Source organism: Pseudoxanthomonas sp. JC1303 (genome assembly GCF_058448525.1).
The window spans coordinates 4,075,469-4,100,611 of record NZ_CP185958.1 but is presented as its reverse complement, the minus strand read 5'-3'; the positions used below and the strand labels follow the sequence as shown (position 1 = coordinate 4,100,611).

At 68.4% G+C, this 25,143-nt stretch carries 21 protein-coding genes; all 21 read right to left on the bottom strand.

Annotated elements, in window-relative coordinates:
• Nucleotides 1-247: 247 nt before the first annotated feature.
• The 21 genes from ACORQU_RS18290 to fliP all read right to left on the bottom strand — a co-directional run bounded on the left by ACORQU_RS18290 (nt 248) and on the right by fliP (nt 25,141).
• A complete protein-coding gene (locus ACORQU_RS18290; RefSeq protein WP_491642456.1) occupies nt 248-2,500 on the bottom strand; it encodes a methyl-accepting chemotaxis protein in 2,253 nt (750 codons plus the stop codon).
• Between the two features lie 224 nt (nt 2,501-2,724).
• Nucleotides 2,725-5,526, bottom strand: a complete 2,802-nt coding sequence (locus ACORQU_RS18285) for a methyl-accepting chemotaxis protein (protein WP_491642455.1) — start codon at nt 5,524-5,526, stop codon at nt 2,725-2,727.
• Nucleotides 5,527-5,707: 181 nt separating this feature from the next.
• Complete coding sequence (locus ACORQU_RS18280; RefSeq protein ID WP_491641965.1) at nt 5,708-6,922, bottom strand: ISL3 family transposase; 1,215 nt, start codon at nt 6,920-6,922, stop codon at nt 5,708-5,710.
• Between the two features lie 134 nt (nt 6,923-7,056).
• A complete protein-coding gene (locus ACORQU_RS18275; protein ID WP_271645707.1) occupies nt 7,057-9,060 on the bottom strand; it encodes a chemotaxis protein CheA in 2,004 nt (667 codons plus the stop codon).
• Nucleotides 9,061-9,092: 32 nt separating this feature from the next.
• Nucleotides 9,093-9,458, bottom strand: coding sequence for a response regulator (locus ACORQU_RS18270; RefSeq protein ID WP_271645708.1), 366 nt, complete (start codon nt 9,456-9,458; stop codon nt 9,093-9,095).
• Nucleotides 9,455-9,763: an STAS domain-containing protein gene (locus ACORQU_RS18265; RefSeq protein WP_271645709.1), complete on the bottom strand. Its 309-nt coding sequence runs from the start codon at nt 9,761-9,763 to the stop codon at nt 9,455-9,457. The genes ACORQU_RS18270 and ACORQU_RS18265 overlap by 4 nt, the downstream gene beginning before the upstream one ends.
• Before the next feature lie 222 nt (nt 9,764-9,985).
• The gene (locus ACORQU_RS18260; RefSeq protein ID WP_491642454.1) at nt 9,986-11,245 is read right to left on the bottom strand and encodes a chemotaxis protein CheW; all 1,260 of its coding nucleotides are present in this window, start codon (nt 11,243-11,245) and stop codon (nt 9,986-9,988) included.
• Nucleotides 11,242-12,024: a ParA family protein gene (locus tag ACORQU_RS18255; protein ID WP_491642453.1), complete on the bottom strand. Its 783-nt coding sequence runs from the start codon at nt 12,022-12,024 to the stop codon at nt 11,242-11,244. The genes ACORQU_RS18260 and ACORQU_RS18255 overlap by 4 nt, the downstream gene beginning before the upstream one ends.
• Complete coding sequence (gene motD / locus ACORQU_RS18250; protein ID WP_491642452.1) at nt 12,024-12,959, bottom strand: flagellar motor protein MotD; 936 nt, start codon at nt 12,957-12,959, stop codon at nt 12,024-12,026. Before motD ends, ACORQU_RS18255 begins: the two co-directional genes overlap by 1 nt.
• A gap of 9 nt (nt 12,960-12,968) precedes the next feature.
• The gene (locus tag ACORQU_RS18245; RefSeq protein WP_271645713.1) at nt 12,969-13,709 is read right to left on the bottom strand and encodes a flagellar motor protein; all 741 of its coding nucleotides are present in this window, start codon (nt 13,707-13,709) and stop codon (nt 12,969-12,971) included.
• A 129-nt stretch (nt 13,710-13,838) separates the two neighbouring features.
• Entirely contained in the window at nt 13,839-15,452 is a 1,614-nt protein-coding gene (locus tag ACORQU_RS18240; protein ID WP_491642451.1) for a chemotaxis protein CheA, read from the bottom strand.
• 3 nt (nt 15,453-15,455) lie between these two features.
• On the bottom strand, nt 15,456-16,064 hold the full coding sequence (locus ACORQU_RS18235) for a protein phosphatase CheZ (RefSeq protein ID WP_271645718.1): 609 nt from the start codon (nt 16,062-16,064) through the stop codon (nt 15,456-15,458).
• The gene (gene cheY, locus ACORQU_RS18230; RefSeq protein ID WP_271645719.1) at nt 16,064-16,456 is read right to left on the bottom strand and encodes a chemotaxis response regulator CheY; all 393 of its coding nucleotides are present in this window, start codon (nt 16,454-16,456) and stop codon (nt 16,064-16,066) included. The genes ACORQU_RS18235 and cheY overlap by 1 nt, the downstream gene beginning before the upstream one ends.
• Before the next feature lie 18 nt (nt 16,457-16,474).
• Entirely contained in the window at nt 16,475-17,224 is a 750-nt protein-coding gene (locus ACORQU_RS18225; protein ID WP_271645720.1) for an RNA polymerase sigma factor FliA, read from the bottom strand.
• The gene (locus ACORQU_RS18220; RefSeq protein ID WP_491642450.1) at nt 17,221-18,105 is read right to left on the bottom strand and encodes a MinD/ParA family ATP-binding protein; all 885 of its coding nucleotides are present in this window, start codon (nt 18,103-18,105) and stop codon (nt 17,221-17,223) included. Before ACORQU_RS18220 ends, ACORQU_RS18225 begins: the two co-directional genes overlap by 4 nt.
• Nucleotides 18,092-19,765: a flagellar biosynthesis GTPase FlhF gene (gene flhF / locus ACORQU_RS18215; protein ID WP_491642449.1), complete on the bottom strand. Its 1,674-nt coding sequence runs from the start codon at nt 19,763-19,765 to the stop codon at nt 18,092-18,094. The genes ACORQU_RS18220 and flhF overlap by 14 nt, the downstream gene beginning before the upstream one ends.
• A gap of 170 nt (nt 19,766-19,935) precedes the next feature.
• Nucleotides 19,936-21,999: a flagellar biosynthesis protein FlhA gene (gene flhA / locus ACORQU_RS18210; RefSeq protein WP_491645172.1), complete on the bottom strand. Its 2,064-nt coding sequence runs from the start codon at nt 21,997-21,999 to the stop codon at nt 19,936-19,938.
• A 17-nt stretch (nt 22,000-22,016) separates the two neighbouring features.
• Entirely contained in the window at nt 22,017-23,153 is a 1,137-nt protein-coding gene (gene flhB / locus ACORQU_RS18205) for a flagellar biosynthesis protein FlhB (protein WP_271645723.1), read from the bottom strand.
• 87 nt (nt 23,154-23,240) lie between these two features.
• Nucleotides 23,241-24,032 carry a flagellar biosynthetic protein FliR gene (gene fliR, locus ACORQU_RS18200; protein ID WP_491642448.1) on the bottom strand — a complete coding sequence of 264 codons (792 nt, stop codon included), beginning with the start codon at nt 24,030-24,032 and terminating at the stop codon, nt 23,241-23,243.
• A gap of 7 nt (nt 24,033-24,039) precedes the next feature.
• The gene (locus ACORQU_RS18195) at nt 24,040-24,309 is read right to left on the bottom strand and encodes a flagellar biosynthetic protein FliQ (protein ID WP_271645725.1); all 270 of its coding nucleotides are present in this window, start codon (nt 24,307-24,309) and stop codon (nt 24,040-24,042) included.
• Nucleotides 24,310-24,313: 4 nt separating this feature from the next.
• Nucleotides 24,314-25,141, bottom strand: a complete 828-nt coding sequence (gene fliP, locus ACORQU_RS18190) for a flagellar type III secretion system pore protein FliP (protein WP_271645726.1) — start codon at nt 25,139-25,141, stop codon at nt 24,314-24,316.
• Between the last annotated feature and the right edge of the window lie 2 nt (nt 25,142-25,143).

The following is a 25,143-nucleotide window of genomic DNA, read 5'->3' as shown; positions in this document are numbered from 1 at the left end:
CGGCTTGGTGCGCGCGTTCCCTGTCATCGCATTTCGAAAATTTCGGTCGCTTTAGTGTCACGTCTGCGGAGATGTGCGAGATGGCGCTAGGGACACGGCGGTTTGACATGCTCGATGGATCCAGGCGTTGCGTCCTTGCACGGCCATGCGCGTGTCGCGGTGCTTGATACCGGGCCGTCAAGCAACGGCCCGGTTTGCCATGTCCCGTGACTCACTGCCTGCATGGCAGGAGTTGGTCATCGAGTTGTCAGAACGTCTGCCACTCGTTGCCGCTGGGCGCGGCAGCTGCGACGCGGTGGGCGGTCCTGGCGGGGGCGCCGTGCTTGGCCTGTCGTCGCCCACGGACGGCCGCGACTTCTGCCGTCGGAGCGCTCGGCTGGCGTGAGGCGTTGGTCATCGGTGATTTGATCTTGAACACGGCCACCGCCGATGCCAGTTGCCCGGCCTGTTCTTCCATCGAGCGCGCGGCGGCGGTGGCTTCCTCGACAAGGGCGGCGTTCTGCTGGGTGGCCTCGTCCATCTGGGTGACGGTCAGGTTGACCTGCTCGATACCCGAGGACTGCTCCTGCGAGGCGGCCGCGATCTCACTCATGATGTCGGTCACCCGCTGCACGCTGGTCACGATCTCGCCCATGGTCTTGCCGGCCTGGTCGACCAGGGCCGAGCCGTTGGCCACCTTGCTCACCGAGTCGTCGATCAGGCCCTTGATCTCCTTGGCCGCACTGGCCGAACGCTGGGCCAGGGTGCGCACCTCGGAGGCGACCACGGCAAAGCCACGGCCCTGTTCGCCGGCACGGGCGGCTTCCACCGCGGCATTGAGCGCCAGGATATTGGTCTGGAAGGCGATGCCGTCGATGACCGAGATGATCTCGGCGATCTTCTTGGAGGAGGTCTCGATGTCGGACATGGTGGTGACCACCTGACCGACCACCGCGCCACCCTTGGAAGCCACGTCAGCGGCGCCTGCGGCCAGCTGATTGGCCTGGCGGGCATGCTCGGCGTTCTGCTTGACCGTGGAGGTCAGCTCCTCCATCGAAGCCGCGGTTTCTTCCAGGTTGGCGGCCTGCTGCTCGGTGCGCACCGACAGGTCGCTGTTGCCGGCGGCGATCTCGCTGGAAGCGGTGTTGATGCTGCCTGCCGCATCCTGGATGCCGCTGACGATGTCGGTCAGGCGCTCGATGGTGGCATTGCCATCATCGCGCATGGTGGCGAACACGCCATGGAACTCGCCTTCCATGCGATGGGTCAGGTCGCCGTCGGCGATGGCGCGCAGCAGCCGCGACAGCGCATGCAGGTTGTCATCGGCCGTGGCCATCAGCGTGTTCAACGCCTCGACCATGGCGCGGAAGTCGTACTGGAAGCCTTCCGCGTCGCCGCGCACGCTGAAATCGCCGCGGGCTGCCGCGCCAGACAGGCGCGAGATCTCCTGGTTGATCGCGGTCAGGTTGTGCTTGACCTCGTCCATGGTCCGGGTGATGACCGCCTTCTCGCCGGGCAGCCGCGTCATGTCCTGGCTCAGGTCGCCGATGGCATAGCGCTGGGCCAGCTCGATGATGCTCATCTTCACCGCGATATGGTCAGCCACCAACTGATTGGTGTCGTCGACCATGCGGCCGTAGGCGCCAGGGAAGCGCGATGCGTCCATCCGGTGGCTGATGGTGCCGGCTGCGTGCTGTTCGGACATTTCGCGCTGGGCTGCGATCACCGACCTCAGCTGTTCCTGCATGGTGTCCATGCTGCGGGTCAACAGCCCGAGTTCGTCATTGGCACGCCAGCTGTTGATGGCCTGCAGATCGCCCTGGGCCATGCGCTGGGCGCTGTTGGACAGCGCCATGATCGGCGCGACGATGGCGCGCTTGAGCCACACTCCCAACCCCACCAGCAGCGCCAGGGCGGTTGCGATGGTGAGCAGCGCGGAGACCATCAGCTTGCTGCGCGCGCGCGCGACGTTGGCCACGACCGCGATCTTGGCATCCTCACTCAGCGTCTGGTTCAGGGCATCAAGGGTCTGGGTGGGCGGCCGATCCATGCCGCGGACCAGCAGGTCGGTGGCGCGGGTGTCATAGCCATTGGACTGGAACTGCACCAGGGCGGCATCGTATTGCGCCTGCAGGGTTGCATGCTGTGCACCGAAGCGTGCGGCCAGGTCGGCGGCCTTGGCCTTGTCCGCCTGCCTTGCCTCGTTGGCGATCTGGGAGGCCGCATCCTGGACACGCTTGCCGCTTTCTTGGAAAGCCTTCAGGTATTTGTCGCGCAGGGACGCATCGCCCCCGCGGATCAGGACGTTCTTCCATTCCTGCACCTGGATCCTGAACTCCAGCGCGAGGGCTTCGCCCTTTTGCGCACGGTTGACCGCCGGGGGCACGGCATCGGACAGGCTGAACCATGCCGAGGCCAGCCCTCCCAGGGCGCAGATCAGGATCAACCCGAGCCCCAGGCCAAGCGCGGCGTGGATTTTGCCGCTGATGCTGGTCAGGCCAGTGGGGCGGTCGGTGGACATGGAAGCTCCAGAAGAGGATGGCGTGAAAAGGGGCAGCGGCATCCGTTCTCGCTGGGGTGCTGTAGTGCGACACGTCCGACGTCTTCCTTATCGGCGGGGTTGGTGTGGTCCTTGAGTCACATTCGGCATGTGCGGTTGTTTGCTGTTGTGTCGGCGAAGACGGGTTGGCGGCGACGCGTCGCCTTCCCGCGCGACGCCCCGGTGGATCGGGGCGCCGCGCCAGCTCAGAACTCCTGCCAGTGGGTGTCGGCCGTCGCCACCTGTGCCTGCTGGGAGCGCGCCTGCGTGGAAGCGGCCGCGCGGGCCGGTCGCAGCGCGGTCACCGGCAGGGAGGGCACCGGGGGAGCCGACTTGGCCGTCTCGGGCTTGGTGCCGCTGGCACGTTGCTCGATGCGGAAGATCGACACGGCGGTCCCCAACTGGGTGGCCTGATGCTCCATCGCCCGCGCCGCGGCCGTGGCTTCTTCCACCAGCGCCGCGTTCTGCTGGGTGGTTTCGTCCATCTGGGTCACGGCCAGGTTGATCTGCTCGATGCCCGAGGACTGCTCCTGCGAGGCCGCGGAGATCTCGGCCATGATGTCGGTCACTCGCTGCACCGAAGCCACGATCTCGCCCATGGTCTGGCCGGCCTTGTTGACCAGCTCCGAGCCAACGGCGACCTCGGAAACCGAGGCGTCGATGAGCAGCTTGATCTCCTTAGCCGCGTTGGCCGAACGCTGGGCCAGGGTACGCACCTCGGAGGCGACCACCGCAAAGCCACGGCCCTGTTCGCCGGCACGCGCGGCTTCCACTGCGGCGTTGAGCGCCAGGATGTTGGTCTGGAAGGCGATGCCGTCGATCACCGTGATGATGTCGGCGATCTTGCGGGACTGCCGCTCGATGCCGGACATGGTGCTGACCACCTTGCCAACCACTTCTCCACCGCGCGAGGCGACATCGGCCGCGCCCACCGCCAGTTGGTTGGCCTGGCGCGCGTTGTCCGCGTTCTGCTTGACCGTGGAGGTCAGTTCCTCCATCGAGGCGGCGGTTTCCTCCAGGTTGGCGGCCTGCTGCTCGGTGCGTGTGGACAGGTCGGCATTGCCCGCGGCGATCTCGGTGGCGGCGGTATTGATGTCGCCGGCGGCCTGCTGGATGCGGCTGACAATCTCGGTCAGGCGCTCGACCGTGGTGTTGGCATCGTCGCGCATGGTGGCGAAAACGCCCTGGAACTGGCCTTCCATGCGCACGCTCAGGTCGCCCTGGGCCACCGCGCGCAGCAGGTGCGAGAGCGAGGCCAGGTTGCCGTCGGCGGTGGCCATGAGCTGGTTGAGGCTTTCGACCATGGCGCGGAATTCGAACTGGAAGCGCTCGGCGTCGCCCCGGGTGCTGAAGTCGCCGCCGGCCGCGGCCCCGGACAGGCGCGCGATCTCCTGGTTGATCGCCGTCAGGTTGTGCTTGACCTCGTCCATGGTCTGGGTGATGACCGCCTTCTCGCCGGGCAGGCGCGCCATGTCCTGGCTCAGGTCGCCGATCGCATAGCGCTGGGCCAGCTTGATGATCTGCATCTTGACCGAGATGTGGTCGGCCACCAGCTGGTTGGTGTCGGCGACCATGCGGCCGTACTCGCCGGGGAAGCGCTCGGCGTCCATGCGGTAGCTGATGGTGCCGGCGGCATGCTGGCTGGACATCTCGCGCAGCGCGGTCAACACGGCGGACAGCTGATTGACCGTGGCCTCGACATCGTTGCGCATGGCATCGAACACGCCATGGAACTGGCCGTCCATGCGCACGTCCAGCCTGCCGTCGGCCACGCCGCGCAGCACGCCGGAGATGGCCGCCAGGTTGACGTCGGCGGTGGTCATCAGCGCGTTGAGGTTGTCGACCATCGCGCGGAAGTCGTACTGGAAGCGCTGGGCATCGCCGCGCTGGCTGAAGTCGCCCTGGGCCGCTGCGGCGCTCAGGCGGGAGATCTCCTGGCTGAGGTCGCTCAAGCTGCGCTTGACCTCGTCCATCGTGCGGGTGATGACCGCCTTTTCGCCGGGCAGGCGCGGCATGTCCTGGCTCAGATCGCCGATGGCGTAGCGCTGGGCCAGCTCGATGACCTGCATCTTGACCGCGATGTGTTCGGCGACCAGCTGGTTGGTGTCGGCCACCATGCGGCCGAACTCGCCCGGGAAGCTGGCCGCGTCCATGCGGTGGCTGATGGCGCCGGCCGCGTGCTGCTCGGACATCTCACGCTGGGCGGCAGTGACCGCCTTGAGCTGGTGCTGCATGCGCTGCATGCTCTCCAACAGGAGGCCTGGCTCGTCACGGGACGTGCTGACGATGGCGTTGTCCAGGTTGCCCTGCGCGATGGCGTGCGCAACGCGCGCGGCCTGGCCCAAGGGCCGTGCAACGGTCCGGCTGAGGGCCCAGCCCAACACCGCCGCCAGCGTCGCGATCAGCGCCATCGCGCAGGCGAGGGCGGTCACGGTGGCGGTGTGATCGGTCTCGGAGGCCAGCACTTCCTCGCCCAGCTCACGCATGTTGAGCTCGGACAGCGCCTTGAGCGCGGCGAACAGTTCACGACGGGCCGGACGCGACTGGTCGGCGGAAATCTCGCGCGCACTGGCGAAATCGCCCTTGGCCACCGCCGCGGCGATCCGCTCATGCGCGGCGAAGTAGGCTCCGCGTGCGTTCTCGACCTTGGCGAACACGGCTGACTCGGCGGCCGAGGCGTCGGCGGACAGGGTGCGGTAGCCGGCCTCTTCCTCCAGGATCTTGCGCTGGGTTTGCTCCAGCAATTGGTCGTACTCGCGGATCTTGGCCGCATCGCCATCCTGCGCGAGCTGGGAGATCTCGTAGGTGCGGTATTCGCCCAGCAGCGCGCGCATCTCGGACAGGTGTCCGACCGAGGGCATCAACTGGTGGCTGATCGCGCCAAGCTGGACGTTGGCAGTATGTAGACGCAGCAGCGAAAAGCCGCCCAGCGCCAGGGTCATCACCGTGGTCACGACGAAGGCGAGCGCGAGCTTCTTCGCGATGGGTAGGTTGCGGAACCAGTTCATGGGCACCTCGTCTGCGCTCGATGTTGGCGTGACGGGATGACGCGCAGCGCACGTGTGCAGTGGCGTTTTCACGTCGTGTCCCGTGCCATAAGTAACGGCCTGGGGCCGGCGCGCTTGAGCGAATTTGGTGCCCGTGCTCATTCGACTTTGGTCGATCCGGACACGAAAAAAAGGTTCTTCGCTAAATACCGGGGAAGGCTGAGCGGATCTTGAGGAAGAAGTACTCCTGGTCGCGGTAGCCGTAGGCCCTGCGCTTGATGACCTTGATGGTGTTGTTGATGCCTTCGACGATGCTGGTATTGAGCGGGTGCCGGCATCGGGACAGGATCCCGTTCAGGTAGGCCCTGAGCCGTTGTGCAAAGAGGGATAGCGAGGCGATGCCGCTGCCCAGGGCCTGCTCCAGCCAGTGATCCCAGGCCTTTCTGGCATAGCCGGGATGGCGGTAGAACCACAGGCGCTTGAGCTCGTCTCGCATCAGATAAGCGGTGAGTAGCGGCTGGTTGGCTTCCAGCAACTCGTCCAACTGCACCGTCTGGCGTCGGTCCAGGTTCTCCCGGTTGCGCAACAGCAGCCAGCGGCTGGACTTGATTACCCGGCGGGCCGGCTTGTCGCTCCGCAGCTGGTTGGCCTGGTCTACCCGCACCCGATCGATTACCTCGCGTCCGTACTTGGCCACGACATGGAACAGGTCATAGACGATCTCCGCGTTGGGACAGTTGGCCTGGATCTCCAGCTCGTAGGCGGTGGTCATGTCGATGGCCACCGCCCGGATCTGCCTGGCAACCCCCTCGGGAAGCTGCTCGAAGAAGGCCCTGGCAGTCTCGCGCGATCGGCCGTTGCCGACCCACAGGACCTGGCGACGGATCGGATCGACCACCACCGTGGCATAGCGGTGGCCTTTGTGCAGGGCGAACTCGTCCATCGCTAGATAGTGGATCTGGCTCCAGTCCGGCTCCTGGATCATCTGGCGCAGCCTAGCCTTGTCCAGCGACTTGACCGTGTGCCAGCCCAGCTGGAAGAAGCGCGCCACAGCGATGATGTTGCTGGATACAAGCAATTGGCTGACCGCCTCGGCCAACCGGTCGGTGACCCGCTGGTAACGCCCCAGCCAGGCCAGCTTCTCCAGCCGCGGCCCGCCACACTGCTCGCACCAGACCCGCCGGCGCGGCACCACCAGCCTCACCTGAAGCGCCATCAGTGGCAGGTCCCGAACCCGGCGAACGGTCGTCTCATGGACCTGGCGGCACCGGCTGCCGCACTGCTCGCAGTACATCGTGCGTCCCGATGGCTTGAGGTAGATGGTGACGGTTCGGCTCTCGCCTTCCGGCCAGACGATCCGCTCCACCCGGTAGCCTTCCCAGCCGCCCAGCCTCTCTATCGTCTTCCGGTCCAACATGACCCACCCTCGAGCCCTGAAAGTCAGTCGTCGAGGGTACCGATAGGCAGGAAAAGCTCCACGCTAATCAGCGAAGAACCGAAAAAAAGCCCCGCGCGAGGCGGGGCTTTTCAGTGACTGCAGCGTTGGCTGGGTCAGGCGGCCTGCTGGACCTTGAGCGAGCGCACCAGGCCACCGATGTCCACGATCAGGGCGACGCGACCGTCACCCAGGATGGTGGCACCGGAGATGCCGGCGATGCGGCGGTAGTTGTTCTCGATGTTCTTGACCACCACCTGTTGCTGGCCGACCAGTTCGTCCACTTCCAGCGCGATCTTCTGGCCGTCGGCCTCGACCACCACCACCAGCGGGTCGGCCTGGACGGTGCGTCCGTAGCCGTAGGCATCGCTCAGGGACATGATCGGCAGGTACTCGCCGCGGACCCGCAGCACACGGCCTTCGCCGCCCATGGTGCGGATGTCCTCGGGCAACGGCTGCAGGGCTTCGAGCACATAGGCCAGCGGCAGGATCACCGTTTCGCCAGCGACCGAGACCGTCATGCCGTCCAGGATCGCCAGGGTCAGCGGCAGGCGGATCAACACCCGGGTGCCGTGGCCGGTGCTGCTTTCCAGCTGCACCTCGCCGCCCAGCGCCTGGATGTTGCGGCGGACCACGTCCATGCCCACGCCACGTCCGGACAGGTCGGTGACCGCGTCGGCGGTGGAGAAGCCCGGGGCGAAGATCAGGTCCCAGACCTGGCTGTCGGTGGGGTTGTCCGGCACCACGATGCCGCGCTCGGCCGCCTTGGACAGGATCTTCTCGCGGTTCAGGCCACGGCCGTCGTCGCTGACTTCGATGACGATGTGCCCGCCTTGGTGCGAGGCGGCCAGGGTGATGGTGCCGGTCTCGTCCTTGCCCGCGCTGCGGCGTGCATCGGGCAATTCCAGGCCATGGTCGATGGAGTTGCGGACCAGGTGCACCAGCGGATCGGCGATCTTCTCGATCAGGCCCTTGTCCAGCTCGGTGCTCTCGCCGATGGTGCGCAGGCGCACCTGCTTGCCCAGGCGGCTGGACAGGTCGCGTACCAGGCGCGGGAAGCGGCGGAATACCGCGTCCACGGGCAGCATGCGCACGCCGATCACCGCTTCCTGCAGGTCGCGCGTGTTGCGCTCCAGCAGGTCCAGGCCGGCGAACAGCTGTTCGGCATGGGCCGGGTCGATGGCGCCGGAGACCTGCTTGAGCATGGCCTGGGTGATGACCAGTTCGCCGACCAGGTTGATCAGGGCATCGACCTTGTCGACGCTGACGCGGATGGAGCTTTCGGCTTCCTGCGCGGCGGCGTTGCCTGCCGGCGCATTGGCGGCCACGGTCGCGGCCGGTGCAGCGGTGCTGGCGGTGGGCGCGGCGGTCAGCACCGGCGGCGGCTCGACGGCCAGGCTCGGCGGCGGCACGTCGCGGATCTCCAGCTCGCAGTCGTCCTCGACCCAGGCGAAGGTGTCGGCGATCGCGCTGCGGGGAATCTTGCCGATCAGGCCCAGATCCCAGGCCAGGTAGGCCTCCAGCGGATCCAGGTCCTTGAAGGCCGGCAGGCGCTCGCTGCGGCAGGCCACTTCCAGCGGGCCGAGGTTTTCCAGCTCACGGATGATGCGCAGCGGGTCGTTGCCGCTCATGAACATGCCCGGCGCCGGCGTGAAGGCGATCTTCCAGGCTTCCGGCTCGGCCGGTGGCGGCGCGGCTTGCGCCTTGGCCGGCCCAGCGGCGGCGGCCGGGGTGCCATCCAGCGCCTGCTGCAGGCGATCACGCACGGCCTGGACGACCTGGGGATCGGCCGGGGTGCCGTGCTCGGCTTCACGCAGCAGGGCACGCAGGACGTCGACCGAGGCCAGGATCGCATCGATGGCGTTGCCTTCGACCTCGCGCTTGCCGGCACGCAGCTCGTCGAGCAGCGTCTCCAGCACGTGGGTCAGGCCGGCCATCGACTCGAAGCCGAAGGTGGCCGCGCCGCCCTTGATCGAGTGCGCCGCGCGGAAGATCGAGTTGATGACCTCCGCATCGCGGTTGCCCTGTTCAAGCGACAGCAGGCCGGCTTCCATTGCGTCCAGGCCTTCGCGGCTTTCCTCGAAGAAGGTGGCGTGGAAACGCTGAAGGTCCATGCTCATGGCGCGAGATCCGGTTCGGAAGAAGGGAGGTGTCAGCCCAGGACTTTCTGGACGGTGGCGACCAGCTGTTCGGGGTTGAACGGCTTGACCAGCCAGCCGGTGGCGCCAGCGGCCTTGCCTTCGGACTTCTTGTCGGCCGCCGATTCGGTGGTGAGCATCAGCATCGGCGTGAACTTGTAGTCGGCCAGCTGGCGCAGCTCACGGATCAGCGAGATGCCGTCCATGTTGGGCATGTTGACGTCGGTGACCACCGCGTTGAAGCGCGAGCCCTTGGCCCGGCCCAGCGCCACCGCGCCGTCTTCGGCCTCTTCGACGGCAAAGCCGGCCGAGGTCAGTGCAAAGCTGACCATCTGGCGCATCGACGCCGAATCGTCCACTACCAAGATGCGTGCGCTCATGCCGCGTTCTCCACAGATTCCAGTTTGTCGGGGGTGGCCGGCAGGCCGAGCGTGTCGCTGACCCCCAGCAGTCGCGCCGCGTCGCGGAGCGTGTCGTTACAGGTTTCGAAAGCCGTGGGCCGGCCTTCCTTGCGGCGGGCATCGAAGAAGGCGCACAGCACCTGGACCGAAGCGGTGTGGATGCGACGGACATCGCCGGCGCCCAGGTTCACCGCCGCATCCTGGGACAGGAGCGGTGCCAGCATCTGTTTGAGGTCGGCACTGGTCTCGATGCCGAGATCCTCACCGAGTTGGACTGTGCTCATCGTTGCTCCGCACGAAATGGTTCTCACGCTGTAGCGGCCGGATTGGAAGAACCTTTAGCGTCGGATTCGTCCGCCGGCCGGGCCGGTTCAAAGATCGACGCTCGCTGAATGGGGGGGCGCAGGCGTCGGGGTTGCTTATTGGCACGCACGCGGCTTGCTCGGTGGCGCGCAGTGACGCCGCCGTGGGGTCGGCGCGGGTCGCGCGGGCGCGCCGGGAGGCGCTCAGTGCAGCAGGCGTTCGGCGTCGAGCAGGATCATGGGGCGCTGAGCCAGGCGCGCGACGCCGCGGAACAGGTGGTTGGAAATTCGGCAGATGCGCGCGTTGTCCGGCGGCTCGATCTGGTTCTCGGTGAGGCTGGTGACATCTTCCACGGCCGACACACGCAGGCCCAGGGTCTCGCCGTTTTCCTCCAGCACCACGATGCGCGTCTGCGCGTCGCTTTCGATCGGGCTGGCGCCCAGGTGCAGCCCCAGGTCGATGACCGGGACCACCTGGCCGCGCAGGTTCATGATGCCCAGCACCGAGGGACCCGTGCCGCGTAGGGCCAGCAGCGGCGCGGGCAGGACGACCTCCTGCACCTTCAGCAGTTCCAGCGCATAGGCCTGGCTGCCGCAGCGCAGGCGCAGCCAGCGCGAGCTGCGGTCGCGGGCGCGGCGGTGCTGGGTGTTGGCGCTTTCCAGCGGCTGGGAGGGCGGCAGGAAGGATTGCAGGTTGGACGGCACGTTGGCATGCGCCGCCTGGGGCTGGGGAGGCGTCGCACGGGCGGCCGGTGCGGCCATGATCGCGGCCAGCGCCGGATCGGATTCGGCTTCGGCCAGGATCGAGGCGGCAATGTCGTCCGCCGAGGGGCCGGCCGGCGCCGATGCGGCGGGCGCAGCCATGATCGCGGCCAGCGCCGGATCGGACTCGGCTTCGGCCAGGATCGAGGCGGCGATGTCGTCCGCCGAGGGGCCGGCCGGTGCCCGCGCGGCGGGCGCGGCCATGATCGCGGCCAGGGCTGGATCGGATTCGGCTTCGGCCAGGATCGAGGCGGCGATGTCTTCGGGCGAAGGACCGGTCGGCGCCCGCGCGGCGGGCGCGGCCATCATCGCGGCCAGGGCCGGATCGGATTCGGCCTCGGCCAGGATGGAGGCGGCGATGTCTTCGGGCGAAGGACCGGTCGGCACCCGTGCGGCGGGCGCGGCCATGATCGCGGCCAGCGCCGGATCGGTTTCGGCCTCGGCCAGGACCGAGGCGGCGATGTCCTCGGACGAGGGGCCGGTCGGCATCGTTGTGGCGGGCGTGGCCATGATCGCGGCCAGGGCCGGATCGGCTTCGGCCTCGGCCTCGGCCAGGACCGAGGCGGCCACGTCTTTGGGCAACGGATCGACCGGTGCGGGTGCGGGTGAGGGGACCGCCGCGACAGGCGCCGGCGTCTGCGGCGCGGCCAGGTCGTGCAGCAGGCCTTCCAGATAGTCGTCGATGACGCCTGGCGTGCTCATGCCGCTTCCTCCATGGCCACCGCGCTGCTGGCCAGCAGCCAGGCAAGGGCGCGTTCGTAGGCGGCCTGGCCACGGCTGGGCTGGGCGTTGGAGACCACCGGCACGGTCAGGGACCTGACGTTGCAGATACGGGTATCGACCGGGACGGCCTCGGTCCAGACCCGCTCGCCGTAGGTGTCCTGCATCTGGCGCAGGGTGTCGTGGCCGGCACGGGTGCGGCGGTCGAACAATGTCGGCAGGATCGACTGGGGCAGGGGCCGGCGGCGCGAGCGCTCCACCATGTCCACGGTGCGCACCATGCTGGTCAGGCCGTGCAGGGCCAGGGGCTCGGCCTGGGTGGGGATGATCACCCGGTCGGCGGCGGCCAGCGCATTGATCATCAGCAGCCCCAGGGTGGGGGGGCAGTCCAGCAGCACGTAGTCGTGCTGGCCGGCGTGACGGGTCAGCGCCTGCTGCAGGGCCAGGCCCAGGCCAGGCTGGTTGGCGCTGCGGCGCTCCAGCGTGGCCAGGGCAGTCTGCCCGCATACGTAGTCCAGGTGCTCGATCTCGCTGTGATGCGCGAGCGTGGCCAGGTCCGCCGGCGGGGTGCCGAACAGTTCCACCACGCCGGCCGGCGGTGGGTCGAGCGGAATGTCGAAGGCCCGCGTCAGTGAGGCGTGCGGATCCAGGTCGATCAGCAGCACGCGCTGGCCCTGAAGGGCCAAACCGCGCCCGAGCGCGAGGGTGGTCGTGGTCTTGCCGACGCCGCCCTTCTGGTTGGCAATGGCCCAGATGCGCATCAGTTCACTCCTTCAATTGCAGCAGGGACGACGGCCGGCGCCCGGGATGCGGGTGCGGCGTCGACGGGGGTAGGGGTGGCCGGCGCGCCGGTCGCCAGGACCGGCTGGGGCGCCGGATCCTGCACCGAGGCACCGCCATCGGCCAGGATCACCAGCAACACGCGGCGGTTGGCGTTGCGGCCGGCGGGGGTGGCGTTGTCCGCGCGCGGGCGGAACTGGCCATAGCCGATCATCGACAGGCGCGCCGGGTCCACGCCCTGGTCGGCGAATAGGTGCACCACCGTGGCCGCGCGGGCGGCCGACAATTCCCAGTTGGAGGGGAACTGAGCCGTGGCGATGGGGGTGTTGTCGGTATAGCCCTCCACGCGCACGCCGTTGGGCGCGTCGCTGAGGACCGCGGCCAATGCGTCAAGGGTCTGGCGCGCGTCGTGGCCCAGCGTGGCCGAGCCGGCGCCGAACAGGATGTCGCTGTTGATCTCCACTTCGATCCACAGCTCCGAGCGGCGCACGGTGATGAGCTTCTTATTGATCAGTGGCGACAGGGCGTGGCTGAGCTGGCTGGCCACCGCATCGAGCTGGCGCTGGGCGCGATCCATCTGGCTGCTGTCGCGCAGGGACACCGGCGTGGTACGGCTGCTGGACAGGCGATTGGGATCAGGCACGGAGAGTGGCGGGCTGGACTTGATCGGCGTGGGGCGCTCGCCGCCGGATCCCTGTAGCGCCTGGTCGCCCACCTGCACCGGGGCCATGGTGTGCGGCTGGCCGCCGAACGCGGTGCGCATGGCATCGGCCATGACCCGGTACTTGGCCTCGTTGACCGTGGACAGGGCATACATGACCACGAAGAAGGCCAGCAGCAACGTCATCAGGTCGGCATAGGGGATGGCCCATGCCTCGTGGTTGGCGTGTTCTTCATGGGAGCGCTTGCGGGCCATATGCAGGACCTAATGCAAGAACCCGGCCAATTTGGCCTCGATGTTGCGCGGGTTCTCGCCCTGGGCGATGGCGATCAGCCCCTCGATGAGCATTTCCCGCTCGCCGCTGCTGTGCTGGATCACGCTCTTGAGCTTGTTGGCCATCGGCAGGAACAGCAGGTTGGCCGAGGCGATGCCGTAGATCGTCGCGGTGAAGGCGGCGGCGATGCCGTGGCCGAGCATGCTGGGGTCGGCCAGGTTCTTCATGACCGCGATCAGGCCCAGCACCGCGCCGATGATGCCCAGCGTGGGCGCATAGATGCCCATGCCCTCGAAGACCTTGGCGGCGGCCAGATCGCAATGCTCCTGTCCCTCCAGGTCGATCTCCAGCATGTGCCGGATGGCCTCGGGCTCGACCCCGTCCACCAGCATCTGCAGGCCCTTGCGCACGAACGGATCGGCCTGGCCGCCGACCTGGTCTTCCAGGCCCAGCAGGCCGCTGCGGCGCGCGGTGTTGCTCCACTCCACGATCTGGCCGAGCAGTGCGTCGCGGTTGTTGGCCGGCGGCTGGATCACCCAGCGGGCGATCTTGAAGGCCCGCCGGAACACCGCCGGCGGGGTATGCACCAGGATGGCCGCCACGGTCCCGACGATCACGATGACAAAGGCCGCCGGCGACCAGAGCGCGGCGATTCCCGCACCCTTGAGAATGCTTCCCCCCACCAGCGACGCGATCGCCAGCAGCAGGCCGGTGAGACTGAGCTTATCCATGCAGACGGTATCGGCACCATGCGCGCTGACTTGATACGGCGCGCGGCCGGTGTGGACGTGGCGATGCCGGAAAAATGACGCGCGCCCGCCTGCGGCATGCGCCGCTGGCAGGGTCATGCACGCCTTGGATCAGCCCCGCAGGCCGTCCACGTCCAGGATCAGGGCCAGGCGGCCGTCGCCGATGAGGGTGGCACCGGCGTAGCCGGGCAGGCCTCGCAGGGAACGCGGCAGCGGCTTGATGACCACTTCCTCGCGGCCGCGGACCTGGTCGACGACCAGGCCGACGCGGGATTCGCCAGCCTGCAGTACCACCACGGTCAGCAGCGGGCAGCTTGGGGCATCCAGGCCCAGCCACTGGCGCAGGTCCACCAGCGGCAGGGTGTGCGAGCGGCGGTCAAGCACCGCGCGGCCGTCGAACCAGCCCAGCGAGGACTGCGGCGCGTGCAGCACCTCGACCACGCGGGCCAGCGGCAGGGCATAGACGTCCGCGCCAGCCTGGACCAGCAGGGTGGGCAGGATCGCCAGGGTCAGCGGCACGCGGATCAGGAAGCGGCTGCCGCGGCCCAGTTCGGACTGGATGGTGATCTGGCCGCTGAGCTCGCGGATGCGGGACTGGACCACGTCCATGCCAACGCCGCGTCCGGAAATGTCGGTGATCTCGGTCTTGGTCGAGAAGCCCGGCAGGAAGATCAGGTGCAGGCATTCCTCGGTGCTCAGGCGCGCGGCGGCTTCCGGGTCGATCAGGCCCTTTTCGCGGGCCTTGGCGCGCAGGCGCTCAGGGTCGATGCCGGCGCCGTCGTCCTGCACCTCGATGCTGACGTAGTCGCCTTCCTGCTGGGCCGACAGGCGCACGTGGCCGCTGCGCGGCTTGCCCGAGGCCTCGCGCAGGGCGGGCGCCTCGACGCCATGGTCGATGGAGTTGCGCACCAGATGGACCAGTGGATCGGCCAGGGCCTCGACCAGGTTGCGATCCAGCTCGGTGTCGGCGCCGACCAGTTCCAGTTCGACTTCCTTCTCCAGGGTGCGGGCGACATCGCGCGCCACCTTGGGGAAGCGCGAGAACACCTTGCCGACCGGCTGCATGCGGGTGCGCATCACCGCGGTCTGCAGACGCGCGGTGGCCACGTCCAGGCCGCTGACGGCGCGATCCAGTTCTTCGTCCTTGAGCCGGATGCGCAGGGTCTTGAGGCGATTGCGCGCCAGGACCAGTTCGCCGATCAAGTTGACGATGGCATCCAGGCGCTTGGTGTCCACGCGGACGGTGTGCTCGGCTTCGGCCGGTTTGGCCGCCGCGGCCTGGGCCTTGGGCGCGGCAGGCGCCGGCGCCGCCACGGGCGTGGGTTTGCTGGGCGTGGTGGCCGGGACGTCGCCGGCCGCGAACTGCGCGATCAGCGCCGGCGGGGCCGGCGTGAGCGGCTGTCCGCCGGAAAAGGCGTCCAGCATGTCCTTCAGGTAGTCCAGCGACTGCTGGGCGGCGTCGAAGTGGCGCGCCTGCAGCGTGGTCTGGCCGGCGCGCGCCATGCCCAGGGTTTCCTCGGCGGCGTGGCACAGCTCGACCATCGGGTGGATCGCCAGGAACCCGGCGCCGCCCTTGAGCGTGTGGAAGCCGCGGAACACGGCGTTGAGCTGCTCCGAATCACCGGGCGCCTGTTCCAGCGCGACGAGCTGCTCGCCCAAGCGCTCCAGGATTTCCTGGGCCTCGATGATGAAGTCGGCAGCGATGTCGTCGGGAACGGCGCTCATGGCTTACAACCCGAGGTTGGAGAGCAGGTCATCGGCGTCGTGCTGGGACACGCCGTGCTTGTCCAGGCCGGCCAGGGCAGGGCCCGCCAGGCCATTGGCCACCGGCGATCCCTCCTTGGGAGGCAGGCCCAGCGCGCCGAAGCCTTCATGCACACGGCGCACGATGCCGGCCACGCGGCGGATGATCTGTCCGGTCAGGTCCTGGAAGCTCTGGGCCAGGGCCATCTCGGTGAGGTTGTGGCGGATGCGGTCCAGGATTTCGCCCTGGTCGGCGTTCAGGCCGCCGGCGCGCAGCTGGTCGGCCAGGGTGCGGCATTCCTCGGCCAGGTCCAGGGTGCGGTGGCTGGCCTGTTCGGTCATGGCCACCACGTGGTCCAGGCGCGAGCAGGCATCGTCCAGCTCGCCGGCTTCGCTCGGCACGGTGGGCAGGTCGCCCAGGGCCTGGCCCAGGTCGCGTGCCAGCCGGCTCAGCCCCTGCATCATCGGCTTGGTGCGCCAGGCGGCCAGGGTGTCGATCTCCACCCGCCAGGCGCCCTCGTCGCCGCTTTCCAGCGCGTCCAGGGCCCGCTGCAGGCTCTCGATGAGCGCGCCGCGCTCGGTCGTGGCGTTCATCAGGCGGCCGCTCCCAGGCGTTCGAAGATCTTGCCCAGCTTTTCTTCCAGGGTCTGGGCGGTGAACGGCTTGATGATGTAGCCGCTGACTCCGGCCTGGGCCGCCTCGATGATCTGCTCGCGCTTGGCCTCGGCGGTGACCATCAGCACCGGCAGGTGCTTGAACTTGTCATCGGCGCGGATGTTGCGCAGCAGGTCGATGCCGGTCATGCCGGGCATGTTCCAGTCGGTGACCACGAAATCGAACGGCGATGCCCGCAGCGCCGCCAGGGCGCTGTTGCCGTCTTCGGCTTCGGCGGTGTTGGTGAAGCCCAGATCGCCGAGCAGATTCTTGACGATACGTCGCATCGTCGAGAAATCGTCCACGATCAAAATCCGCATGTTCTTGTTCACCGCTGACTCCTAGGTTCTTTAATCTTCGTCTTCGAGGCCGGAATCGGCCATTTCGAATGCCTTGAGGCGACCGCGCAGGCGCACGGTGGCCTGGCCGTGGATCTGGCAGACGCGCGATTCGCTCACCCCCAGTACGGCACCGATTTCCTTCAGGTTCAACTCCTGCTCGTAATAGAGCGAGAGCACCAGCTGTTCGCGTTCGGGCAGCTGCGCGATGGCCTTGCCCAGCTCGCGGCCGAATTCCTGCCGTTCGAGCATCTGCTGCGGATTGGGGCCGCCCTTGGCGACGGTATCCAGCTCACCCTGGTCCTCGATGCGCGACTCCAGGCTGAGCACGTGCCCGCGTGAGGCGTCTTCCATCAGGCGCATGTAGTCCGGCAGCGGCATGTCCATCGCCGCGGCCACCTCGTTGGGGGCGGCGGCGCGGCCGGTGGCCTGCTCGATCTTGCGGATCGCGGCGGCCGCGTCGCGGGCGCGGCGATGCACCGAGCGCGGCACCCAGTCGCCGCGGCGGATCTCGTCGATCATCGAACCGCGGATGCGGATCGAGGCGTAGGTCTCGAACGAGGCGCCCTGGTCGGCGTCGTAGCTGCGCGAGGCCTCCAGCAGGCCGATCATCCCGGCCTGGATCAGGTCGTCGATTTCCACGCTGGCCGGCAGGCGCGCGGCCAGGTGGTGGGCGATGCGGCGCACCAGGTCGGCGTGCTGGGTGATGTAGTCGTTGTCGTTGTTGCGCTGGACGGCGCGGTACTGGGCCAGGGCGCTCATGCGGCCACCCCCGGGCGGATCATCCGCTCGACGAAGAACTCCACGTTGCCGCGCGGGGCGGTCGGGGCCTGCCAGCGGGCGGTGCGGCGGGCGATTTCGGCAATGGCCTGGGCCGACGGGCTGGCCGGATAAGCCTTGACCACCGGCTGCTGGCGCTGCACCGACAGGCGCAGCCAGTCGTCCTGGGGCACGCAGCCCAGATAGTTGAGTGACACGTCGCCCAGGAACTTCTCGCAGACCCGGCCGAGCTTGTCGTACAGCAGGCGGCCTTCGTTGGGGTCGCGGACCATGTTGGCCACGATCTGCACCCGGTCCACGCCGCGCTCGCGCGAGAGGACCTTGATCAGGGCGTAGGCGTCGGTGATCGAGGCCGGCTCGTCACAGACCACCACCACCGCATCCTGGGCGGCCTGACAGAAGGTCAGCACGCTGTCGGTGATGCCCGCGGCGGTGTCGATCACCATGACATCCAGGTCGCGCTCCAGCTCGGAGAAGACGTTGATCAGCCCGACGTGCTGGCCCGGGGCCAGCTCGGCCATGTGCCGGCGGCCGGAGGCGGCCGGAACCACCATCAGCCCATTGGGCATGTCGATGATCGACTCTTCCAGGGTGCAGCGGCCGGCGACCAAGTCGGCCAGCGTGTAGCGGGGCGTCAGGCCCAGCAACACGTCGACGTTGGCCAGACCCAGGTCGGCGTCGAGCAACAGGGTCCGCTTGCCCATGTCCGCAAGGGCCATGGACAGGTTGACCGACAGGTTGGTCTTGCCGACACCACCCTTGCCACCGGTCACGGCGATGGTCCGCACCGGGCCCAGCGGCTCGGGTCGGGTCGCCGACAGGGGGAAGGCGTTGGTCAGCTTGGCGTAGTCACGCGACTGCATGGGTCTGCTCCGGGATACAGGGCTTATCGGCATCGCGCCGCAAATCTTCAAGGCGCAAAACCAGGCTGGGGGCATTGGCGCGGTGCAGGTCGTCCGGCACGTGCTGTCCATCGGTCACCCAGGTGATGGGGAGGCGGTGATCCACGACCACCGACAGGGCGCTGCCAAAGCGTCCGGTCTCGTCGAGCTTGGTCAGGATCACGCCCTGCGGGGCGGCCCCGGCGAAGCGGCGCACCACCTCGTCCAGGTCCGAAAAGTGGGCATTGGCCGGCAGCACCAGCAGCGAGCGGACCGTGCGCGAGGCGCGCAGCCAGTTCAGCTGGGCGGCCAGGGCGCGGTCGCGCTGGCCCAGGCCGGCGGTGTCGATCAGCACCAGCTTGTAGTCGGCCAGGCGCACCAGCAGCTGCTGCAGGGAGGCGTCGCTGTCGGCCTCGTGCACCGCGATGCCCAGCTGGCGGCCGTAGCTGTGCAGTTGTTCGCGGCCGCCGACGCGGATGGTGTCGGTGGTGACCAGGGCGATGTCGCGGGCGGCATGGGTCTGCAGGAAGCGCGAGGCCAGCTTGGCGATGGTGGTGGTCTTGCCGGCGCCGGTCGGGCCGACCAGGGCGATCACGCCGCCTTCTTCCAGCGGGTCGCCGTGGGCGATGGGCAGGCGCTGGGACAACAGGCCCAGCATCATGCCGCGGCCGCGGTGCAGCTCCAGGTCGGCCGGGATCTGCATGACCACATCCCGGATCAGGCCGGCATCGAAGCCGTAATCGTCCATCAGCTCCAGGGCCTGGGCGCGCACGGGCGACCCGCGCAGGCGCTCGTCGGTGAGGCGGTTCATCTCACGCTCGATCATCTGGCGCATCAGGGCCAGCTCGTCGCGGAGTTGGCTGAGTTGGGCGTCATCCTGCGGCTTGGGGAACACCGGCGCGGCCGGAAGGGCGGCTACAGGAGCGGCGGCCACCGGTGCCGGGGCGGCAGTGGCGACCGGCGCAGCGGCCATGATCGCCGGCTCGGCCTGGACCGCGGGCGCTGCCTGGATCGGCGCGGGGGCCGGGACGGCGGGTGCCACCGGCGGGGCGGTGACCGGATCGCGCGGGAAGGCGGCCACGGCCGGGGCCGGCGCGGCGGCGGCCAGCTCCTGGGGCTGGACCGGCTGCATGTATTCGGCGAACGGGCGCGGCGCGGCGGGCGCGCGCACCGGGACGGCCGGCGCCTCGACTTCGGCTTGGGCAACACGCGGAGCCGGGGCCGGGGCCGGCGCGGCGGGGCGGGCCGGGCGGGAAGCCACGGTGGCCGTCGGTGCGGGGGCCGGCGCGGCCTGCTCGCGGGGCTGGCCGCCCAGGCGACGCTCGGTGATGGCCGCCATCATGGCCATGGCCGAGTTGGGGGCCGCCTCGGCGGGCACGCGCGGGGCCGGGTTGGCTGCCGAGTAGCTCACCTGCGGCGGCACCGGCGCAGTCGGGGCGGGCATCGGGGCGCTGGCCGGCTCCGGCCGCACCGCGTCCAGGGCACGCTGGACCAGGGCCTCGTCGTAGTTGCTGGCGGCCACGATCTCGATGCCTTCCTCGGTGCGGCGATTGGAGAGGATCACCGCGTCAGGGCCATGTTCTTCGCGGACCATGCGCAAGGCGTTGCGCATGTCGGGAGCTACGAAGCGCTTGATCTTCATGAGCGGAAACCGGAATGGGTGGAAGGGAAGTGGAGCGGGGTGGAGCGCGGTGCGTGATCAGGGTGCGTCGATCTGGGGGCTGAGGGCGTCGCCGATGTCATCGTCTTGTCGTCTCCACGTGCCGGGCCGGGTGGCGGCGCCGGTTTTCAGTTGCACGGGGAGATCGTCAATCAGCTGATCGTCCCCACCAATTTCAAACGTTTGTCTTCTGGTACTTCGCTGTAGGACAGGACCGAGAGCGCCGGGACGCTGTGCCGGACCAGCCGGGCCAGGGCGGCCCGGACCTGGCCCGGGACCAGCACCACCGCCGGCTCGTTGCGGGCTTCCTGCTTGGTCACGCAGTCGGCCAGGCTCTGATGCAAGCGCTCTGCCAATCCGGGCTCCAGCGCAGCGCCGTTGCCTTGGGTGGAATCCTGCAAGACGCGTTCCAATTGCGGGGCCAGGGTGAAGACCGGTAGTTCCGGCGACATGCCGGCGATTTCCTGGACGATGAAGCGGCCCAGGGAGTTGCGCACCGCGGCGGTCAGCGCGCCGGGTTCCTGACTCTGCGGGGCATGCTCGACCAGGGCCTCGACGATCTTGCGCAGCTGGCGCACCGGGATCTTCTCGATCAACAGGTTCTGCAGCACGCGCACCACCACCGACAGCGGCAGCGCCTTGGGGGTGAGGTCCTCGACCAGCTTGGGCGCGCTCTTGGCCAGGGTGGCCAGCAATTGCTGGACTTCCTCGTGGCCGAGCAGCTCGGGGGCGTGCTCGCGGACCAGGTGGGACAGGTGGGTGGCGATGACGGTGGCCGGGTCGACCACGGTGTAGCCCATGGTCTCGGCGTAGGCGCGCTGGTGCGGCTGGATCCAGATCGCGTCCAGGCCGAAGGCCGGGTCCTTGCCGGGGATGCCGTCGATCTTGGCCAGGGCGCCACCCGGGTCCAGGGCCAGCTCACGATCAGGGTGGATGTCGGCGGTGGCCACCGGCACGCCATGGACCAGCAGGCGGTAGGCGCTGGCCTGCAGTTCCAGGTTGTCGCGGATGTGCACCGGCGGGATCAGGAACCCGATGTCCTGGGTCAGCTTGCGGCGCACGCCCTTGATCCGGGCCATCAGTTCGCCGCCCTGGGCCTTGTCCACCAGCGGGATCAGCCGGTAACCGACCTCCAGGCTCAACGGATCGATCGGGCGCAGCTCGTCCCAGCTCAGCTCGGCGCTGGCCTGGGCCGCGGCGGTGACCTCGGGCTTGTCGGGGGCGGACTTGGCCTGCTCAAGGGCCAGACTGCGCTTCCACATCTTCCAGCCGATCAGGCCCAGGATCAGGGCCAGCGTCAAGAAAGCGACATTGGGCATGCCCGGGATCAGGCCGACCAGGCCCAGGATGGCCGCGGCCACGGCCAGCGCCTTGTGCTGGCCGAACACCTGGCCGACCATCGCCCCGCCCATGTCCTGCGAGCGCGAGGCGCGGGTGACCAGCATGGCCACCGCCGAGGACACCAGCAGCGCCGGCAGCTGGGCGACCAGGCCGTCACCGATGGACAGCAGGGTGTAGGTGGCCGCCGCCTCGGTGAAGGGCATGCCGTGCTGGAGCACGCCGACGGCCAGGCCGCCAAGCAGGTTGATGAACAGGATCAGGATGCCGGCGATGGCATCGCCTCGGATGAACTTGCTGGCGCCGTCCATCGAGCCGTAGAAGTCGGCTTCCTCGCGCACTTCCTCGCGCCGGGCCTTGGCTTCCTCACGGGTCAGCAGGCCGGCGTTGAGGTCGGCGTCGATCGCCATCTGCTTGCCGGGCATGGCGTCCAGGATGAAGCGCGCGGTCACTTCCGACACGCGCCCGGCGCCCTTGGTGATCACCACGAAGTTGATGATCGTCAGGATGGCGAACACCACGATGCCGACCGCGTAGTTGCCGCCGATCACGAATTCGCCGAAGGCCTCGATCACCTTGCCGGCCGCGCCGTGGCCACCCTGGCCGTTGAGCAGGATCACGCGGGTGGAGGCTACGTTGAGCGCCAGGCGCAGCATCGTGGTCATCAGCAGCACGATCGGGAAGATGCTGAACTCCAGCGGACGCTGCACGTACACCACCGCCAGCAGCACCATCAGCGAGATGGCGATGTTGAAGGTGAACAGCGCATCCAGGACCGGGGCGGCCAGCGGCACGACCACCATGGCCAGCATGGCCAGCACGATCAGCGGGGCGCCGAGCCCGTGCTTGATCATGTCCATGACCTTACGCGGGTTCATCTGGGTGACGGGCTTGCTCATGGACGGCGGCTCCCCGGAGCGAATTCGTCAACGTCGATCGGTGGCAGGGGCGGCATCGGGCCAGCGCGCCAGGCGCGCAGCTGATAGACGTAAGAGAGGATCTGGGCGACGGCCGCGTACAGTCTCACGGGGATTTCCTTGCCGAGTTCCCCTTCTCTATACAAGGCGCGTGCCAAAGGCGGCGCCGTGACGATGGCCACCCGGTGCTGCTCGCCCAGTTCGCGGATGTTGAAGGCCACCTCGTCCACGCCCTTGGCCACCACGGTGGGCGCGCGCATCTTGCCGCCCTCGTACTTGAGGGCTACCGCGTAGTGGGTCGGGTTGACCACCACCACGTCGGCACTGGGCACCGCCTCCATCATCCGGCGCTGCGACATCTGCATCTGCATCTGCCGGATCTTGCCCTTGACCTCGGGGCTGCCCTCGGACTCCTTCATTTCGCGGCGGACTTCCTCGCGGGTCATCTTTAGCTTCCGCGTGTAGTTCCACTTCTGGTAGGGCGCGTCGATGGCCGCCAGCAGGGCCAGAGCGCCGGCGGTGAAAGCCAGCAGGCGCACGGTGAACCCCAGCCCGTGGGTCATGGCCTGCTCCAGCGGCAGGCGCAACAGGCCCTGCAGTTCGTCCAGGCCCCCGTAGATGCACAGGCCGGCCGCGCCGCCGACGAAGGCCACGCGCAGCAACGACTTGGTCAGCTCGGCCAGGCTCTCCGGGCCGTACAGGCGCTTGATGCCGTTGAGCGGGTTCAGCCGGTTCAGGTCCGGGACCAGCGACTTGCTGGAAAAGCGCAGGCCGCCCATCAGCACCGGCCCAACGAAGCCGGCGATCAGGCAGACGATCACCAGCGGCACGGTGATCCAGGCCAGGCCCAGCAGCAGGTGCCCGGCGTAGGCGAACAGTCCGTTGGGATCCTGGCGAATGCCGGCGATGTCCGGGCTGAGCGCGTCCTTCATCCACAGCACGGCCTTGGCCGCCAGGGTGTGGGACATGCTCATCATGGCGAAGATGCCGGCGCTGAACACCGCGGCGGTGGCCAGCTCTCGCGAGCGCGGGATGTTGCCCTGTTCACGGGCTTCGCGGAGCCGTTTTTCGGTTGGCTGTTCTGTGCGTTCGCCGGCGTCTTCGTTTTCGGCCATGGCAGCGGGGCAGCCTGGGAGGGGGGAGGATGCCCCTCATCTGCAAGCGCCGTTCCACATGCGCCCGGCGCGGGCCAGAACGACGCGTCAGGCGGTGATCTGGCGTGCCGCGTCGAAGGCCGCGTCGAACATGCGCTGCACCGGCGGGCCCATCTCGCCCACCAGGACCGCCAGCAGGGCCAGGCCCAGGATCACCGCCACCGGCAGGCCAAGCTGGATCGGGTTGAGCGCCGGGGCAGCCTTGGACAGGGCGCCGAAGGCCAGGTTGACCGCCAGCATGGCCACCATTACCGGCAGGGCCAGGGTGACCGCGCCGCGGAACATGGTCATGACGAAATCCGGGGCGACCGAGGCCATGGCCTGCACATCGGGCAAGGCGGTGCCGATCGGCAACGCCTTGTAGCTGTCCACCAGCAACTGGACCACGGCCAGATGACCGTTGGCAGTGAAGAACAGCAGGCCGAAGGCCAGGTAGAACCACTGCCCGATCACGCCTGAAGTGACCCCGCGCAGCGGGTCGGCCATCTGCGCGAAGCTCAGGCCGGTACTCTGCGAGACCAGTTCGCCGGCCACCGCGCCGGCCTCGAAGATCAGGCGCAGCAGGAAGCCCATGCTGGCGCCGACCGCCAGTTCGCGGGCCACGCTCAGCACCACCGCGGCATTGAAGCCGTCCCAGTTCGGGACCGGCGGCAGGATCGGGGCCAGGGCCATGCCCAGGGTGGCGGCCAGCATCACCCGGATCCGCACCGGCACCGCGCGGCTGCCGACCACGGGCATCACCAGCAGCATCGCCCCGATGCGCAGCATGGTCCACAGGATCGCCCCGACCATGGCGAAGGCCTGCTGGCCATCGATGACCATCTGGGTGGCCGAATCCATCGCCGGGCTATCCGATCAGATGGGGAATGCGATGGAACAGCAGGATGGTGTACTCGACCACGCGTCCCAGCAGCAGGTTGCCGATGGCGAAGAGCATGGCGGTCAAGGCGGCGACCTTGGCCACGAAGGCGATCGTCGGCTCGTTGAGCTGGGTGGCGGCCTGGAAGATGCCGATCACCACGCCGACGGCCAGCATGGCCAGCAGCAACGGACCGGCCACCCACAGCAGCGTGATCAGGCCGCCGCGCAGTTCGGTCAGGGCAAGTTCGGGGGTCATGGCGTCAGACCGCGTTGAAACTGGCGGCCAGGGTGCCGACGGTCAGGACCCAGCCGTCCACCAGGACGAACAACAGGATCTTGAACGGCGCCGAGACCAGCATCGGCGACATCATCATCATGCCCATGGACATCAGCACGCTGGCCACGACCAGGTCGATGATCACGAACGGGATGAAGATCAGGAAGCCGATCTCGAAGGCGGTCTTCAGCTCGCTGGTGACGAAGGAGGCCACCAGCACCGGGAAGGGGATCGCGTCCGGGCCGCTGTAGGTCCCGTTGCCGGCCATGCCGGCGAAGGTCATCAGGTCGGCCTCGCGCACCTGGGCCAGCATGAAGGCGCGCAGCGGCTGGGTGGTCAGGGTCCAGGCGGTGGAGAAATCGATCTGGCCGTTGAGATACGGGCTCATGCCCTGGCTCCAGGCCTTGTCCCACACCGGCATCATCACCAGTGCGGTCAGGAACAACGCCAGGCCCATCAGCACCTGGTTGGAGGGCGTCTGACCGGTGCCCATTGCCTGGCGCAGCAGGCCCAGCACGATGGTGATGCGGGTGAAGGCGGTCAGCACCAGCAGCATCGACGGCAGCAGGGTGATGGCCGTCATCAGCAGCAGGGTCTGCAGCGGCAGGCTGACCTGGTCGCCGCCCACCTTGCCCACGTTGACGCTGGGCAGCGAGGGCAGGGTCGGGCCGGCCGGCGCGCTCGACGGCGCGGTCTGGGCGGTTTGGGTGGTCTGCGCGGCCTGGGCCTGGGCCAGGGCGGGCAGGGCCAGGGACGCGAGCAGCAGCAACAGGCACGCCGCGCGCAGGCAGCGGTTCCAGGAGGCGGACATGG